Source organism: Undibacterium paludis, from assembly GCF_022568815.1.
Lineage (GTDB): Bacteria > Pseudomonadota > Gammaproteobacteria > Burkholderiales > Burkholderiaceae_D > Undibacterium.
Map to the genome: position 1 here is coordinate 294057 of NZ_JAKZHX010000008.1, position 15897 is coordinate 309953.

Genomic DNA, 15897 nt, shown 5'->3' on the forward strand with positions numbered 1-15897 from the left:
TTAGTGTGTGACTGTCTCGCTGCAAACGGACGCGAGATTGTCGATGTCTGCTTGGCAGGCAATCAGCCTGCAGGTCTTGAGTCAGATGCAGCCAATCGACGCAAGTCTTTGCGCCGTCATGCTGGACTTGATCCGGCATCCAGTGTCGTTAAACCCGCGAATATGACGCCAGAAGACGGTGCTTAAAAAATCGACGACAGTTTCCTTATCATCGGCCTGTTGCAATATGTACGCACTAATTTGAATAAATTCGTCATTGCATGCTTGATTTATTCAAATTCATGTGGCAAGATGCTTTCACTGTAGACAGCAGCAAGTGCGTTGCAGTCGCCTGAAACCGCAGGCAATATCAATGAATCGCAGCATCAGAGAAAAGAGAATGATCGTGAAAACCACTGCACAACAACACAGCCAGAACGTGCGCCAGCGTGCGCAGGGCGCGTTGCGTGTGTGGCAGAACCTGGCACTGCTGCCGGGCGATCAACTGCGGCCCGCCACACAATGCAAGAGTGTTTTTATACAAGCAGATTTGCCGGCCCAGCCGTCGCCGTCTGATTTGATCAACTTTGCCTTGCCCACGACTTTATCGGGCACAGACTTACAACCCAGCATCCGGGGCGCAAGCCCGCAGGTTTTTGCCCCGCATTGACGGCGCACAACACCTGAAGCGACCAGCCCGGATGCCCTGAAAAGTATCCGGGCTTTTTTATTGCCAGCAAAAATGCAGCGGCAAAAAACAGCAAAAGCCCAGCAGTGAAACCCGCGCAAGCGGTCACGGCCAGCGCATGCTCGTCATGTATGCGACGACCGTGGTAACACGATCACACCGTTCCGCTCTGCTGACCGGCGTGATCAAAAAGAACAAAGGAAGCGTGGCAGAGTGGTTTATCGCACCAGTCTTGAAAACTGTGAGGCCGCAAGGTTACGTGAGTTCGAATCTCACCGCTTCCGCCAGTTTTAAAAGAACAAAAAACTCGTTAAAAAAATACAGAGTCAAAAGAAAGTACAAAAGAGAGAAAAAGAGAAGGGCGGAAATCCGTTCATCGATTTTTACAACAGGGGATTAGCCAAGTGGTAACGGCAACCGGCTTTGAACCGGTCATCCGGGGTTCGACTCCCCGATCCCCTTCCAGTTTTTTGAAGTAATCGGTGTGTAGCGCGTCTGCTTTGGGAGCAGAAGGTCCGAGGTTCAAATCCTCGCACGCCGACCAGAATTTTTGTAGCATAAGCACGTGTGGTGGAACAGGAAGACACACTGGTCTTAAACACCAGTGCCAACATGGCGTGCGGGTTCGAGTCCCGCCACGTGCACCAGCTTGTACAGTAGCAGCAAACATCCAAATATGAAAACGTGGCAGAGTGGACCAATGCACCTGCTAACATACAGCATCGCTGTCGGGGGCCGTGAGTTCGAATCTCACCGTTTTCAGTTTTTGGGATGAACATATTCCGGTCGGTGGTGATACGGATGCCTGCCACACATAAAAAAGTTGCATGCTGTCAGGATGCTTTGCTGCGAACGGTACATGTAACGGCGCGCAAAACTTTGCACTGGCTTGCGAATAAATTTGAATTTTTATCCTCCCCCAAAAAAACCGCTATTGCGGGTTAAATCCCAGTTGACCAATGTGTAATTTGACGCCGACTTCACCCCTCATTACGCGATAGAGTATTTGATTATCTGTCGGTAAGTCTGTTGTAAGCTTATTAATTCACTGGCAATGCCAGGCTAAATCGACAACGGCAGCAGAAAAAAGGAATGATCGTGAACCACACTCCGCTACAACAACCTAAACAGAGCCTGCGCCAATGTGCACAGAGTCCGTGGTGTGTTGGTTTTCCGATCCGCGAAAATTGGAACTAAAATGGTTATATCTACCTAAAAGTGTAAACAACAAAATTTCCTCTATGAGAAATATTGATTGCTTAGCTGTGCAGATAAATTAAGGCATCTCTGATTAAGTCCAAAATCGTAAAATTAATGCTCGAAAAATCAATAACTTACAAATGGTATGCTGGAGTTAATCAGAGGTTCCTTAAATAGATCACTATGAAAGATTAATATGACAACGGCGGAGACTTGCCTATCATGTACTCCGATCGTGGCACCACTATCATTGGTTTGGGTAATATTCGTGGGTGCACAACGCAAAGTCGATTCCTTCGATGTCGCGCAAAGTGGCACGAATTTATTTGCGCGCCACTTTTGTGGCACGAAAACATTACACTATTGAAAGTCTGCAGACTCAACTAATTTCCCGCCCACGATACGCGATTCGAATTCTCCATATGCATTGGACCGCAAAAAAAACTTGGACCGCCAGCAGTGTGTATCCAACCAGAGATTGGCACTTATGTCTTTTTCTCTGGTGCAGTACCTCATGCGGTTACACCTGTGTCCTCTGTTGATCGCATATTGTTGGATTGATTGCCGACATTTTCAATGTAAAAGCAGCTTTTGAAGTCATGATTGGCGGGCTTGTTGTGCTCGGCTTCGTTTTTGCTTTGCACGCGCCCGTGCCGAAAAGGGATGGGCAAGTGGCGACCGGTTGAATTGATCAACCGGCATAATATTTCGACCAGAATCGTCGACGCCACTATGCATCTTGGTAAAGGCATGTCGACAACGAGTCATTTTCCACTTAAACATGCGCATGCAATAATGTGACCAAGAAATATCAGTCGCTAAAATTATAGAATCTCTGATTAAGTCCAAAATCGTAAAATTAATGCTCGAAAAATCAATAACTTACAAATGGTGTGCTTGACTTAATCAGAGGTTCCTTAGATTTAGCAATAAAAAGTGGCATTACGACAACGTAGGCATTAGCGCGTTGGACAGTATGCAATTCACCGCCGTTTAATTCTGGGAGTCATTCATGTTCCGATACACTAGGTTTTTCATTACGGCAGCCGTAGCCATGGTAGTCGCGCCACCTGTCTTGGCTCAGGAAATTACTATCGGTATGTCGTCCGAGGCCTCCTCGATGGATCCGCACTATCATCTATTAACTCCCAATGAGCAGCTCAGGAAACATATTCATGAATCGCTGACAGGATTTGACCTGCTGCGCCGGGTCAAACCGGTATTAGCCGAATCATGGAAAGAGACCGAACCTGGAACATGGGAATTCAAGCTTCGCAAAGGCGTCAAGTTTCAGGACGGCAGCCCGTTCACCGCGCAAGATGTGATTTACTCTTTATGCAGAATACCTAAGGTCGTCAATAGCCCGGGGTCGTATTCCATCGCTATGCGTAAAATTGTAAACGCAACAGCAAAGGATCCCTTGACTGTCGTGCTGAAAACCGATGGCGTCTATCCTTTGCTGCCGAACGAGTTGTCGAAAATCGGCATCATCTCTGCAACGGTTAATAAAGGCGAGAACGTCATATTCAACCATGAAGGATGCGCCGCACCATCTTGGCCTGCAACCAAGGATTTCAATAACGGCAAGCTTTCAATCGGAACCGGCCCTTACAAATTCAGCGAATTTTCTCCTGGAAGCCGTATTGTGCTTACTCGAAACGACCAATATTGGGGAACCAAACCGCAATGGTCGAAAATCACTTTTCGTCCTTTAGTGGCTGCAGGGCCGCGTGTCGCGGCACTTTTGTCGGGTGATGTGGACTTAATTGAAGCGCTGTCGCCCCAGGACGCCGCGCGGCTGCGCAGCGATCCGCGTTTCAAGTTGGTGAGCGAAAAATCCGCACGCGTCATTTTTCTTGGGGCCAATGTCAGTGCCAGCAATCCTGCGGTCGCGGGTCCCAATCCTTTCAAGGATGTTCGCGTAAGAGAAGCAGTCAGCCGCGCGATTGACCGTTCCGCCATTACCAGCAAAGTGCTGGGCGGTTTCGGGGTGCCTGCAGGTCAATTGATGTATGGGAGTGAAGATGGCATCAGGCTCAAGGATTGGTACGACGTTGCCAAGGCAAAAGATCTGTTGACCAAAGCGGGATATCCGAACGGATTTGAAGTGACCTTGTCCGGTCCAAACGATAGTTCGCTCAATGACTCGCAAATTGTCCAAGCCATCGCGCAAATGCTCAGCGCAGTCGGCATCAAAGCCAAAGTCAATTTGATGACATCCAGCGTCTTCTATTCGAAGAAAAACGAGGGATCGCTTGGTTTTTATATGGGGGGATGGTTGGCAGCCACCGGCGAAATGTCATATTCATTGCGGTCGCTGGTGGCGACAAAGGATAAGGAAAAAGGTTACGGCAATGCCAATCCCAACAAATACTCGAACCCGGCTTTGGACAAACTGCTAGACGAAGCTTTGTTGACGAGGGATGATATGAAGCGGCATGACATTCTGCAACGGGCAAGCAATCTCGCCATGGACGATTTTGCAGTCATACCTCTTCACTATGAAGTCAATTTGTGGGCAATGAAAAAAAATATCGACTACAAAGGCCGGTGGGATCGGGAAACTCATGTTCCGGAAATCACACTAGGGAAATAGAAATGTCATCACCGATAAGCGCTGCAAATTGCTGCAATGTTGAATACGATTTAATTTCTTGGGAGGTTGTATGGAGGTGACCCGTCATTTGGGTAAATGGGCAGCGGAAGTGTCGCCCCAGTGGTCCGAGTCCGTAATAGATTTGGCGTTGCATGCATTGGAAGATACCTTTGCCAGCGCCGTTTCCGGCGCGACCGATTCCGGTTCCGCCATTATGCGCGAGACGATTCAAGGTCAGGGACGTGCCACCGTTATCGGCAGCACGCAACGTGTCCCCGCAACAGTAGCCGCGCTCGCCAACGGCTATATAGCCCATGCCAGCGAAATGGACGATAATTTTCTTCCCGGCTTGGGCCATGCCGGATGCGTCATTTTTCCGGCGCTTTGGGCGCTGGGCGAAGAGATCGACGCTTCGGGCAAGGCAATCCTCGATGCCTTCATTGTGGGAACCGAGATCATGGCCCGAATCGGTGGCGGCATAGGACGGGCACATACCGACCGTGGCTGGCATGGCACCTCGACGGTCGGCGCGCTGGCCGCAGCCGCCGCAAGCGGCAGGCTGTTGAAACTCGATGCGGCAAAAATGACGGCGGCAATCAGCCTGGCCGTGAGCATGAGCGCAGGCGCAAAGGGACAGTTCGGCACGGCGGCCAAACCGCTGCAAGCGGGCCTTGCCGCACAGTCCGGCGTGCTGTCTGCGAAACTGGCTGCCAACGGCCTTGCAGGGAACGAAGCGATCTTGGAAGGACAATCCGGCTTCGGCGATCTGTACGCCGGCATTGTTCCGCCCGACTGGTCATTCGCCGAAATACAATCGAACGAATCACTTGCAATTGAAAAATGGGGATTTTCGTTCAAACGCCATCCCTGTTGCGGATCAACGCATCGCGCCGTCGATGCCATTCTTGAACTGCGCCATGAACATGGTTTCTCGGCAGCCGATGTCGCAAACGTAGTCGTGTATGTCGGTTATGGAAACATGCTCAATCTCCGTTACCCCGAGCCGCACGACGCGTTGGAAGCGCGCTTTTCGATGCCGTATTGCGCTGCCGTGGCTCTGCTCCGTGGCCGGCTCGGTTTGGCGGATTTCACCAATGCGGCCGTGCAGGACCCGACGACACGCGCATTGATGGCAAACATCGACATGCGGCTGCTTCCGCATGCCAAAGAAGGCATAGAGAGCAACGATCCCGCTACGCATCTCTCGCATTCAGCGGTGGTCACATTGAAGAATGGCAAATCTTTTGAGCGCAGCGTGCATTTTGCCAAAGGCACATTACAGAATCAGTTCGACGCCGCCGACCGGCGTGCAAAGTTCGACGATTGTTGCATCGGTATTCTTCCTGAGAACAGCATCGAACCAATACGATCGGCGCTCGCCAATGCAATGGCGCTACCGACGATCTCCGATCTGATGCGGCATGTCGCTTTCGAGGTATAACGAATACCGCATAGCAGCATCGACCTCGAATGCAGGCCGCAGCGCTTGGAGGGGGAAATGCGACGGACGGCATTTCTTGAAGCTACCCGGTCCAAGCGCTGTTCATGCATTACCCCGAACGCACGGTTGGCCACTCCTTATGCCTCTATCGGACGAGCGCAAACTTTATTGCGCCCTGCCAGCTTCGCTTCGTAAAGCGCTTTATCGGCATTGCCGAACAGCGACTGCGCATCGTCGACAGAATTGGGAATGGCGGTCGAGGCGCCTATACTGACGGTGATCGGTATTTTATTCCCGTCAAAAAGAAATTCCAACATGTCGACCTGACGGCGAATAAGTTCGGCAATGTGGATAGCGCCGTCTAAATCGGTATTGGCAAGCAGTACCACAAACTCCTCTCCGCCATAGCGGAATACCTCGTCACAGGAACGGCGCAATGTCTGTTGAATTGTATTTGCGACACACCGCAAGCAAACGTCGCCGCAAGGATGGCCATAATTGTCGTTCACTTTTTTAAAATGGTCGATATTGACCATCAGTATGCTGATCGCCGTTTTAGCCCGGTGCGCCCGCCGCCATTCCGTATCGAATCGTTCGTTGAAATAGCCCCGTGTTATGGACACCGGTCAGCGCATCGTAGCGACTCAAGTCGCGCAACTTCTCGTATGCGGTCGACAGACAACTCATCATTTCCTTGAGCGCCTGCATCAGTTCGCCCACTTCGTCTTTTCCAACCACGGAAAATGTGGTGGAAAACCCGCCGCTTGCCACTTCCTTAGCAATGGCCACGGCTTGCAACAGTGGGGAAATGATGTTGAGGGTGATGATCTAGGCAATGGCCGCGCCGATAACGACTGCGATAGCGCTACTAAACAGCAGTAACAGTTTCAGTTTTGAGTCGTCTTCGTTATATTTCAGCAGCACTTCGTCCTCGACGGTCTGCTGGTTATCTACGAGCGCATTAATTTGCCTGATTACTTTCTGATTCAACGAATCGACGCGGTCGGTCAGGATTTTCGCTGCGCCGTCGGGATTGAATGCGAGATCTTGCGTTACCGCCTATTTGACCGACTCCCGAAGTAGCTCATCGATTTCGGAAATGTTGTCGACAATACCTTTTTTCATCTTGGTTAAGCACATCGCGACAAAACTGTTCCTTGTCCAGACGAATATCGCGCGTTCCCCTTCAGCCACTTTTTGGATTTTTTGGAGTAAATCCAGGTCGGAGGTCAGTCCAATGTTGCGCAGGGATATGCCGCCTTCGAGCAACGCGCCTTTCATTGTTATCGCCAATCAACTTTTACGTTCAACGATCTTCAACCCTTCCAACAATTTGGCTTTACTTTGGGCATGCAGGACGCGATCGATTCCCGTCATCGCAACCAAGATCAACAAAATCGCACCAAACCCCAGGATCAATCGCGTGCCGATACGGAAATCCCGCAAGCCGAACACATCTCCATTTTTAAAGTTTGATCATCCATCCTCCTGGATATGGGTTTTTCTGAAATTCGCCAGCAAATATTTTCAACAGCGCGTTCAACCCACTATTGCGGCGCTCTCAATCCAACAAGCACTGGCCGCTAAAAATTGTCTGTAGCACTATGCATGTTGGTAAAGGCGCGTCGACAACGGGTCATTTTCCATTTGAACGCGCACGGGCAATAATCTAGCCTACGAAACACGGAAAATGCGATCGAGTGGCAATGCTGACTGCGAATGAAGAATTTCCAATCACGGCTTACCCTCCTTTACAAGCTCACAATATGCAACACAGTCGGCGCAATTATTGGGGGGCTGCCGTGACCAATCTGTTGGATTAAATGATATCAAACACATATGAGAATTTTGATGCATAAAAACTACACACTGGTGCAACCGGATGACGCTGTTCCGCTAGTGATGGATTCGCCACACAGTGGCGTAGATTACCCGGCGGATTTCGAATATGCTTGTTCGCTTGCGGATTTGCGTTATGCTGAAGACACTCATGTCGAAAAGTTATGGCAAAACGCGCCTTCAATGGGCATACCGCTCCTGGCTGCAAATGCGGCGCGCACATACATCGACTACAATCGCAGCCTTGACGATCTCGACGTTAATATGCTTTCCGACAAATGGCCTAATGCGATCAATCCCGGCGAAAAGTCTAGCCGCGGTTTTGGTTTGATTTGGTCGAATATCGCAGAGGGAAAGCCGATCTATGCTACCAAACTTTCCTCCAGTGCCGTATCAAAACGCATTGAAGAATATTATTTACCATACCATAGTCAGCTCAACGAATTGCTGGATAGCCTGGCCGATCGGCACGGCGGTGTCTGGCACCTGAATCAGCATTCAATGCCGGCTGCTGCGTACGCCAGGATGGGATTTTCGGGCGACAGGGTACTGGCCGACTTCGTACTAGGTACGCGAGATGGCACAACCTGCGATCCGGAATTTGCGGATTTGATCGCAAACGTATTAAGGGGTCTCGGCTATTCCGTCAGCATCAATGAGCCATACAAGGGCGCAGAGTTGGTTCGCCTGCACGGCAGGCCGCTGGAAAATCGCCATAGCCTCATGATTGAAATCCACCGTCGCCTTTATATGAGCGAGCTCACCCGTGAAGTCCATGACGGCTTCGGTGTCTTGCAAAAGGATTTGGATCGCCTGTCGCAGACGCTGGTCGAATACGTCAAGCATAAGATTTCGCGCACCGGAGAATGAATGTGCAATTATCCGTGAAAATCATTGAGACGCGAAGCTACGTACTGATCCAGCCGCGGCATGCGGTCGCATTGATCATGGATTCACCAAATAGCGGTGCGACCTATCCCGATGATTTCGGTTATACGTGCCGCTTGGAAGACTTGTGTTCCGAAGAAGACACGCACGTCGATAAATTGTGGTCGGTAGCGCCAAGTCTCGGGGTTACTTTGCTCGCAGCCAATGCTCCGCGATCCTATATCGACTGCAATTGCAGTTTGACGGATGTCGATTGTGAAACGAATGACAACCGATGCGGCGTTTCCGTCCATCAAGCGGATCTTACCGATATGCGGCATGGCGTCGTTTGGAGAAATTTGAGCGGAGGATCGCCCATATATTCCGTCAAGCTGTCGCCGCTGGCGGTGCGCAGCCGCATCGAAAGCTACTATCTTCCGTACCACGATGCACTGAGGAAGACGATTAAGTCACTGCGCAGGAAGCACGGCGTGGTTTGGCACTTGAACCTGCATTCCGTAACGGCGAACGAGCACGGGCGTTTTGGTACGGCGTCAAACAAGCCGCTGACCGATTTTGTTTTAGACGACTGCGACGGAACAAGCTGCGCGTATCAATTCACAAAAATTGTGACCAAACTCTTGCGCGAACTGGGCTACACGGTAAGCATCAACAAGCCGGGCAACCTGACGGAGATCGTGACGCGGCATGGCCGGCCGCGACAGAAGCGGCATAGCTTGCAAGTGGGCGTAAGACGTAATCTATATATGGATGAGCGGACCAGGGAGCCTAACGCTGGATTCGAACTGCTAAGGGCCGACTTGGCACTGGTCACCAAGTCATTGGTGTCAACTTTGTCGGACTTGACGAAAAAATTGTACAAACCAAAAGTGCCTAGTAAAAGAAGTATTGGAAAAGTGCGGAACTCTTAACATGCGACATCATATCCGGTCATGCCTTTTGCAAGGTATCTCCTCGCAGTAAGCCGCGAAGTATCAAGACAAAATTAATTACAAGAATGAACGCATCAAGGCGCGGGGCAACGTCACCCAAAGAGATAAAATTGACGATCAAATAGTTTCGCTCGCTTATGAAATAACGAAGTTAGATGTAGCAATAAAAAGTGGCACTACACCGACGCCGGCATTAGGGGCGTAGAACAGCATGCAATTCACCGTTTTTCAATTCAGGAAGTCAATCATGTTTCGACTCGCTAGATTCTCATCACCGCTGCCGCAGCCATGCTGGTCCCATTACCCGTCTTTGCGCAGGGAATCGCCATCATCCCGATTCACTATGAAGTCAATTTGTGGGCAATGAAAAAGAATGTCGACTTCAAATACCGCTGGGATCAGATAACGTATGTCCCAGAAATGGCATTGGCCGAATAGAAAAATTAGTCAATCACAACAAGTAAATTGAAACTATCCGCATTGCGGATAGCTTGGAGGAGGAAAAAAATGTTGGCGTATCTTTTGAGGCGGCTTTTGCAAAGTATGGCGGTTTTGCTTGCAATGGCCACAATCGTATTTCTGGGCATCTATGCGATCGGCAATCCGGTAGACATCATGCTCAGCCCGGATGCCGATCAATTGGAGCGCGATCAGCTGGTTCAACGGCTGGGCCTGGACCAGCCGCTGTATATGCAGCTGGGGAGGTTCCTGGTGCATGCGGTACAGGGCGATTTGGGCAATTCCTTTGTGTACGGCGAACCGGCGATGACACTCATCCTCCAACGGCTCCCCGCAACGCTGGAACTGGCTGTCGCTGCCATGGTGATCGCGATTTTCATCGGCGTGCCTTTGGGTATCATGGCCGGTTTGAAGCCCGATGCATGGACATCGCGCACCATCATATCCGGTTCCATCCTGGGTTTTAGCTTACCCAATTTTTTGGTGGGGATGATTCTCATCATGTTCTTTTCCGTGTATCTCGGTTGGTTTCCATCCGGCGGTCGCGGGATGACGGTGCAGGCACTGGGTGCAGACACCTGGAGCATATTTTCCGTCAGCGGCTTGCGGCATATGTTTCTTCCGGCATTAAATCTTGCGATTTACAACCTGGCCTTAATCATTCGCCTGGCCCGGGCGAGTACCCGTGAGGTCGCTTCCCAGGATTACATCAAATTTGCGCGTGCAATCGGATTGTCGCAGAGACGCATTGTCGGTGTCCATGTTCTCAAGAATATTATGATTCCCCTCGTCACGATCATCGGTCTCGAATTTGGTTCGCTCATGGCATTTGCCGTGGTCACCGAGCGCGTGTTTGCATGGCCAGGGATGGGGAAACTTCTGCTTGACAGTATCCTCCACTTGGATCGTCCGGTTGTCGTCGCGTACATGATGTTCACTGTATTTCTGTTCGTGTCCATTAATTTTTTGGTCGACGTGCTTTACGCGGCGCTCGACCCTCGTATCAACTTGCAGGGGAAAAGCGTATGAGCACCAAACGCGAAGAGAATCCATGGGGCCGTTTCGCAAGTAATTTTTGCGCTAGCCGGCTCGCAATAGTCAGTCTAGTCGTATTGGTTGCATTGATCGTTTCGGCATTGTGTGCCCAATGGATCACGCCGCAAAATCCGTACGACCTGACCCAGATCAATATCATGAGCAGCACTTTGGAGCCCGGCACACCGGATCCTGGTGGCCACTACCGCTTTGTGCTCGGCTCCGACGATCAGGGGCGTGATATTCTGAGCGCAATTATCTACGGATTGAGAATCAGCCTTGGGGTCGGTATCGTCGCTACGCTCGGCGCCTTGGTCATCGGTCTTTTTTTGGGACTACTGGCCGGATACGTCGGAGGTTGGGTAGATAGTTTCATCATGCGTTTGGTCGATTTCCAGCTTTCGTTTCCGGCAGTGTTGATCGCATTGATCTTGCTGTCCCTGTTGGGGAGCGGCATCGATAAAGTGATCTTTGCCTTGATTGCCGTCCAATGGGCTGTCTATGCCCGCACTGTGCGCAGCGCGGCGCTGGTGGAACGCTCGAAGGAATATGTGGAGGCCGCAGTTTGCCTGGGCCTTTCCGGCTGGCGCATCGTTACCCGCCATCTGCTGCCGAATTGCCTGCCGTCGTTAATGGTGATCGCGGCGGTCAACGTCGGTCACGCAATTGCGCTGGAAGCGACGCTTTCTTTTCTGGGTCTCGGCGTCCCGGTCACCGAGCCTTCGCTCGGGATGCTCATCGCAAATGGGCAGCAGCATATGCTTGCGGGCGCTTTTTGGATCAGCCTATTCCCGGGACTCGCACTCCTGCTGACGGTGATCAGCATCAATCTTGTCGCGGATCAGTTACGCGATGTCCTCAACCCACGCTTGCAACGTTAGGAGCATCTCGATGTCTGGCACATCTTCAACACTCGAAGTACGCAATCTGCGCACCTACTTCGACACGCGCGACGGCGTACTCAAAGCAGTGGACGATGTCAGTCTCACTGTAGGGCGCGGCGAAGTCGTCGGCCTGGTCGGCGAATCAGGCTCCGGAAAAACCGTGACCGGCTTTTCCATCGTCGGCCTAATCGACCAACCCGGCCGCATCGCCGGCGGCCAGATCCTGTTCCATGGAGAAGACTTGGTCAAAGCATCGCCGGAACGCCTGCGGCAGTTGCGTGGCGCAAAAATTTCCATGATATTTCAAGACCCGATGATGACCCTCAACCCAGTGCTGCGGATCGACACGCAAATGATCGATGCCGTGCTGGCGCATGAAAACGTCAGCCGCGCGGTCGCGCTCGACCGTGCGCGGGAGACACTCGACAAGGTCGGCATACCATCGCCGGACGAGCGCCTGTTCTCCTATCCCCATCAATTTTCCGGTGGCATGCGTCAGCGGGTCGTCATCGCGATCGCCATGCTGAACAAGCCTGACCTGATCATTGCGGACGAGCCGACCACCGCGCTCGATGTCACGATCCAGGCACAGATATTGTACGAGGTGCAAAAACTGGTGAAAGAAACCGGTACCGCGCTGATTTGGGTCACCCACGACCTTTCCATCGTGGCCGGCTTGGCGGACCACATCAATGTCATGTATGCCGGCAAGATCGTAGAAAGCGGAACTGTGAACGCAGTGTTGCATCATCCGCGCCACCCGTATACACAGGGCTTGCTCGCTTCGCTGCCAAGCAACAATCAACGCGGACAACGGTTGAAACAGATTCCTGGCATGACGCCCTCGCTGGTGGGCCTGGCGCCCGGCTGTGCATTTCGCAACCGCTGCGAGCATGCGACGGATACGTGCAAGACCCAGCCGGAATCCCAAGCAAGTGTAACTGGCCAGATGGTCCGGTGTTTTCATCCTCTAGGGGGCCACGCATGACTACCCTTCTTCAATTGAGCGGCATAAGCAAACATTTTTCCAAAAAAAGCGATGTGGTTCAGCGTCTTTTAAACCGGGTTGGCGGGCGTTATGAAACCGAGGTGGTTCGTGCCGTCGATGATATCAGCCTTGCGATCAAAGCTGGAGAAGTAGTCGGATTGGTCGGTGAATCGGGCTGCGGAAAATCGACCCTGGGGCGCATCGTGAGCGGCATATTGCCGGCAACCGCGGGGCACGTCCTGTATCGCGGAAAAGAAGCCGCGCAAATGTCCCGGGCTGAACGCGACGCGATGAGTTTGGAGGTCCAGATGATTTTCCAAAATCCGATGGCCTCGCTGAACCCGCGCATGAAAGTGCGCGACATCATCGGGGAAGCTCCGGTCGTGCATGGCTTGATCAAATCGTCCGAACGCACCGACTATGTCAACAACTTGTTGAGGCAGGTTGGACTCGATCCCGCTTATGCCAACCGGTATCCTCATCAATTTTCCGGCGGGCAGCGACAACGCATTGGCATCGCCCGAGCACTCGCGGTCCAACCAAAAATCATTGTTTGCGACGAATCGATCGCTGCGCTTGACGTTTCGATTCAAGCGCAGGTGCTCAATCTGTTCATGGACCTGCGCGAACAGCTCGGTCTCACCTATCTTTTCATCAGCCACGACCTCGGCGTAGTTGGGCATCTATCGGACCGAGTAGCAATCATGTATCTGGGCCGCATCGTGGAATTCGGCAAAACAGAGGAGCTGTACGCCAACCCGCAGCATCCTTATACAAAGGGATTGCTGGCGGAATTGCCCAGCGTGCGCTCGACTCGGAAGCAATACATCCCTATCAAAGGCGAGATGCCGTCTCCGCTGCACCCGCCGCCAGGGTGCCATTTCCATCCACGCTGCCCGTACGCAATGCCGCGCTGCGAAACCGAACGCCCGGAACTGCGTGCACTGTCGCCGGAAAGATCGATGGCTTGCCATTTGGAGGCCTGAAAAAAGAGCGGCCCGAAATATCGCGCCGCACTTCCCCATGCAATGGCAATCAATATTTTCGGAAAGAAGCGCGCGGTAGAACCCTGTCCTGCCGCATCCACATCGGATGCGGAAAGAAAAAACTTGTACATGTCAAACCAACACTAAATTCCTTCATATCTCACCCTGCGCGGCCTCGGCCCATGACGCAATTACCTCGAACAAATCGACCGCGTCACACCGCATCTGGGCTCGCTCGTCCACTGGGTCGAAACCATTAAGCACCCCAAGCGCATCTTGATCGTCGACGTCCCGATCGAACGCGACAACGGCACCGTCGCACACTTCGAAGGCTACCGCGTACAGCACAATACGTCGAGCGGCCCCGGCAAAGGCGGCGTCCGTTTCCACCAAGATGTGACTCTGTCCGAAGTGATGGTCTTGTCGGCCAGGATGACCGTCAAGAATGCCGCCGTCGACCTGCCATACGGCGGTATCAAAGGCGACATCCGGGTCGATCCGAAGAAGCCCTCTCGACCGGCGAACTGAAGCGCATGACGCACCGCTACACCAGCGAAATCGGCATCGTCGTCGGACCAACCAAAGACACTCCCGCGCCGGACGTCAATACCAACGAAAAAGTCATGGCCTGGATGATGGATACCTATTCCATGAATCAGGGCAGCACCGCATCCGGTGTCGTGACCGGCAAACCGATTTCATTGAGAGGTAGCCTCGGACGCCAGGAAGCCACCGGGCGCGGCATGAAGATCAATGGCGCGCGCATTGCCGTGCAAGGTTTCGGCGACGTCGGCGGCATCGCCGCGCGCGTGTTCGTCGAGGCCGATGCCGAAGAGATTCGAGACCGGTACCAATTCCGGGCGCTCGATTGCAATATCTTGATCCCGGCTGCGTTAGAGCAGCAGATCACCGAAGACAATGCAAACAAGTTTTTCGCCACCATCATTCTCGAAGGGGAAAATGGTCTGACCACGCCAGAGGCCCACGACATTCTGTGTGACAAAGGAGTGCTGGTGGTACCGAAGGTGATCGCAAATGCGGGCGGCGTCACGGTCGGTTACTTCGGGTGGGTGCAGGATATCTCCAGCTTCTTCTGGACCGAGGACGAAATCAACTTGCGCCTCAAACGCATCGTGCACGAAGCCTTTTCCGCTGTGTGGCCAGTGGCCGAAGACAAGAAAGTATCGCTCCGCACTGCCGCGTTCATCATCTCCTGTACCTGGGTACTGCAAAGGCGCGAAATGCGGGGCTTTATCCCTGATTCGGAACGGGCATACTGATCTTCAACAGGATGAAAGGGGTTAACATGACCGATGTCATGGAGATGCCCGTTTTGCCGACTAGGATTTCGATACGAAATTATGCGACGCAATTCGAATTGCATCGGCTGTATACGGTACGCGACCCGGTCTCGACACAGAGCACGATAAAAAATACGGCATGTGACCCCGCGCCTAAAATTTTATCTACCGGCGCGGCGCCCTCTGTGGTGTTTGTGCCTGAAAATGCAATAGAACGGATTTTCAGCCTGCAGCCAGTCATGCAATGCCACCTTCAAATCGGCCTGGTCGTTGCCATCCGTAAAAGCCAGCGCCGTATCGTCGCAGCATCGGTCTTGGATCATGTATTCGGCTACGCGATCGGTTTCCATATGGTGCGCGCAGAAGAACCGGATGCGCATTGCGCGAGCATGGTCGATAACACCGCCAACACGCACACCTGGTCAGGCCGATTACTGCCGCGGCGCAATTCGACCCAACGCCCGTTGCCAAAACACTGGCATTCGGCATTAATCGTGAAGCAACACAGCAGCGCGGCACGACGATCGCATCGCCAGGACTGTGAGCGAGGCGTTTGCGCGTCTGTCGCAGCGATCCACGGCGGCGTCCGGTGACCATATTTTTATCAGGCCATTGGAACAGTACATTACGACCCGGTCCGGCGATACCTTTTTGTTGGCGGAAATCGACGGCTTGGACATA

Annotated in this window: 14 protein-coding genes, 4 tRNA genes and 1 pseudogene; 16 read left to right on the forward strand and 3 right to left on the reverse strand. The window is 52.4% G+C overall.

From position 1 onward, the window contains the following. The first annotated feature begins 352 nt into the window (after positions 1-352). The 7 genes from LZ463_RS15610 to LZ463_RS15640 all read left to right on the forward strand — a co-directional run bounded on the left by LZ463_RS15610 (position 353) and on the right by LZ463_RS15640 (position 5904). Positions 353-649, forward strand: coding sequence for a hypothetical protein (locus tag LZ463_RS15610; protein WP_241456746.1), 297 nt, complete (start codon positions 353-355; stop codon positions 647-649). Positions 650-866: 217 nt separating this feature from the next. Continuing rightward, positions 867-954, forward strand: a tRNA-Ser gene (locus LZ463_RS15615). 103 nt (positions 955-1057) lie between these two features. After that, positions 1058-1132 (forward strand) — tRNA-Gln (locus LZ463_RS15620). A 96-nt stretch (positions 1133-1228) separates the two neighbouring features. Beyond that, positions 1229-1314 (forward strand) — tRNA-Leu (locus LZ463_RS15625). A 31-nt stretch (positions 1315-1345) separates the two neighbouring features. Then, positions 1346-1429 (forward strand) — tRNA-OTHER (locus tag LZ463_RS15630). A gap of 1450 nt (positions 1430-2879) precedes the next feature. Beyond that, entirely contained in the window at positions 2880-4463 is a 1584-nt protein-coding gene (locus LZ463_RS15635) for an ABC transporter substrate-binding protein (RefSeq protein WP_241456747.1), read from the forward strand. Positions 4464-4533: 70 nt separating this feature from the next. Beyond that, on the forward strand, positions 4534-5904 hold the full coding sequence (locus LZ463_RS15640; RefSeq protein WP_241456748.1) for an MmgE/PrpD family protein: 1371 nt from the start codon (positions 4534-4536) through the stop codon (positions 5902-5904). A 137-nt stretch (positions 5905-6041) separates the two neighbouring features. Here LZ463_RS15640 and LZ463_RS15645 read toward each other — a convergent pair whose 3' ends face one another. The 3 genes from LZ463_RS15645 to LZ463_RS15655 form a co-directional block, all read right to left on the reverse strand. Continuing rightward, positions 6042-6527: a diguanylate cyclase gene (locus tag LZ463_RS15645; protein WP_241456749.1), complete on the reverse strand. Its 486-nt coding sequence runs from the start codon at positions 6525-6527 to the stop codon at positions 6042-6044. After that, complete coding sequence (locus LZ463_RS15650; RefSeq protein ID WP_347176273.1) at positions 6460-6732, reverse strand: HAMP domain-containing protein; 273 nt, start codon at positions 6730-6732, stop codon at positions 6460-6462. Before LZ463_RS15650 ends, LZ463_RS15645 begins: the two co-directional genes overlap by 68 nt. A gap of 231 nt (positions 6733-6963) precedes the next feature. Next, on the reverse strand, positions 6964-7185 hold the full coding sequence (locus LZ463_RS15655; protein ID WP_241456751.1) for a hypothetical protein: 222 nt from the start codon (positions 7183-7185) through the stop codon (positions 6964-6966). Positions 7186-7755: 570 nt separating this feature from the next. On the opposite strand from LZ463_RS15655, the gene LZ463_RS15660 reads away from it, so the two are divergent. From LZ463_RS15660 to LZ463_RS15700, 9 genes and pseudogenes are all read left to right on the forward strand, one after another. Further along, entirely contained in the window at positions 7756-8613 is an 858-nt protein-coding gene (locus tag LZ463_RS15660) for an N-formylglutamate amidohydrolase (RefSeq protein WP_241456752.1), read from the forward strand. Between the two features lie 14 nt (positions 8614-8627). Next, entirely contained in the window at positions 8628-9542 is a 915-nt protein-coding gene (locus LZ463_RS15665) for an N-formylglutamate amidohydrolase (RefSeq protein WP_241456753.1), read from the forward strand. Positions 9543-9851: 309 nt separating this feature from the next. Next, entirely contained in the window at positions 9852-10001 is a 150-nt protein-coding gene (locus tag LZ463_RS15670; RefSeq protein ID WP_241456754.1) for a hypothetical protein, read from the forward strand. Positions 10002-10070: 69 nt separating this feature from the next. Then, the gene (locus LZ463_RS15675) at positions 10071-11051 is read left to right on the forward strand and encodes an ABC transporter permease (RefSeq protein WP_241456755.1); all 981 of its coding nucleotides are present in this window, start codon (positions 10071-10073) and stop codon (positions 11049-11051) included. Further along, on the forward strand, positions 11048-11938 hold the full coding sequence (locus LZ463_RS15680) for an ABC transporter permease (RefSeq protein ID WP_241456756.1): 891 nt from the start codon (positions 11048-11050) through the stop codon (positions 11936-11938). Before LZ463_RS15675 ends, LZ463_RS15680 begins: the two co-directional genes overlap by 4 nt. Before the next feature lie 10 nt (positions 11939-11948). Then, positions 11949-12929: an ABC transporter ATP-binding protein gene (locus LZ463_RS15685; RefSeq protein ID WP_241456757.1), complete on the forward strand. Its 981-nt coding sequence runs from the start codon at positions 11949-11951 to the stop codon at positions 12927-12929. Beyond that, the gene (locus tag LZ463_RS15690; RefSeq protein WP_241456758.1) at positions 12926-13915 is read left to right on the forward strand and encodes an ABC transporter ATP-binding protein; all 990 of its coding nucleotides are present in this window, start codon (positions 12926-12928) and stop codon (positions 13913-13915) included. The genes LZ463_RS15685 and LZ463_RS15690 overlap by 4 nt, the downstream gene beginning before the upstream one ends. 147 nt (positions 13916-14062) lie before the next feature. After that, positions 14063-15195: pseudogene (locus tag LZ463_RS15695) on the forward strand (Glu/Leu/Phe/Val family dehydrogenase). A 26-nt stretch (positions 15196-15221) separates the two neighbouring features. Then, entirely contained in the window at positions 15222-15809 is a 588-nt protein-coding gene (locus LZ463_RS15700) for a hypothetical protein (RefSeq protein WP_241456759.1), read from the forward strand. Positions 15810-15897 lie beyond the last annotated feature (88 nt).

Bases quoted from the DNA above. Each gene is read 5' to 3' on its own strand.
- LZ463_RS15660 (WP_241456752.1), top strand. From the start codon at position 7,756: ATGCATAAAAACTACACACTGGTGCAACCGGATGACGCTGTTCCGCTA.
- LZ463_RS15690 (WP_241456758.1), top strand. From the start codon at position 12,926: ATGACTACCCTTCTTCAATTGAGCGGCATAAGCAAACATTTTTCCAAA.
- LZ463_RS15640 (WP_241456748.1), top strand. From the start codon at position 4,534: ATGGAGGTGACCCGTCATTTGGGTAAATGGGCAGCGGAAGTGTCGCCC.
- LZ463_RS15635 (WP_241456747.1), top strand. From the start codon at position 2,880: ATGTTCCGATACACTAGGTTTTTCATTACGGCAGCCGTAGCCATGGTA.
- LZ463_RS15670 (WP_241456754.1), top strand. From the start codon at position 9,852: ATGCTGGTCCCATTACCCGTCTTTGCGCAGGGAATCGCCATCATCCCG.
- LZ463_RS15675 (WP_241456755.1), top strand. From the start codon at position 10,071: ATGTTGGCGTATCTTTTGAGGCGGCTTTTGCAAAGTATGGCGGTTTTG.
- LZ463_RS15685 (WP_241456757.1), top strand. From the start codon at position 11,949: ATGTCTGGCACATCTTCAACACTCGAAGTACGCAATCTGCGCACCTAC.
- LZ463_RS15700 (WP_241456759.1), top strand. From the start codon at position 15,222: ATGACCGATGTCATGGAGATGCCCGTTTTGCCGACTAGGATTTCGATA.
- LZ463_RS15610 (WP_241456746.1), top strand. From the start codon at position 353: ATGAATCGCAGCATCAGAGAAAAGAGAATGATCGTGAAAACCACTGCA.
- LZ463_RS15680 (WP_241456756.1), top strand. From the start codon at position 11,048: ATGAGCACCAAACGCGAAGAGAATCCATGGGGCCGTTTCGCAAGTAAT.
- LZ463_RS15655 (WP_241456751.1), bottom strand. From the start codon at position 7,185: ATGAAAGGCGCGTTGCTCGAAGGCGGCATATCCCTGCGCAACATTGGA.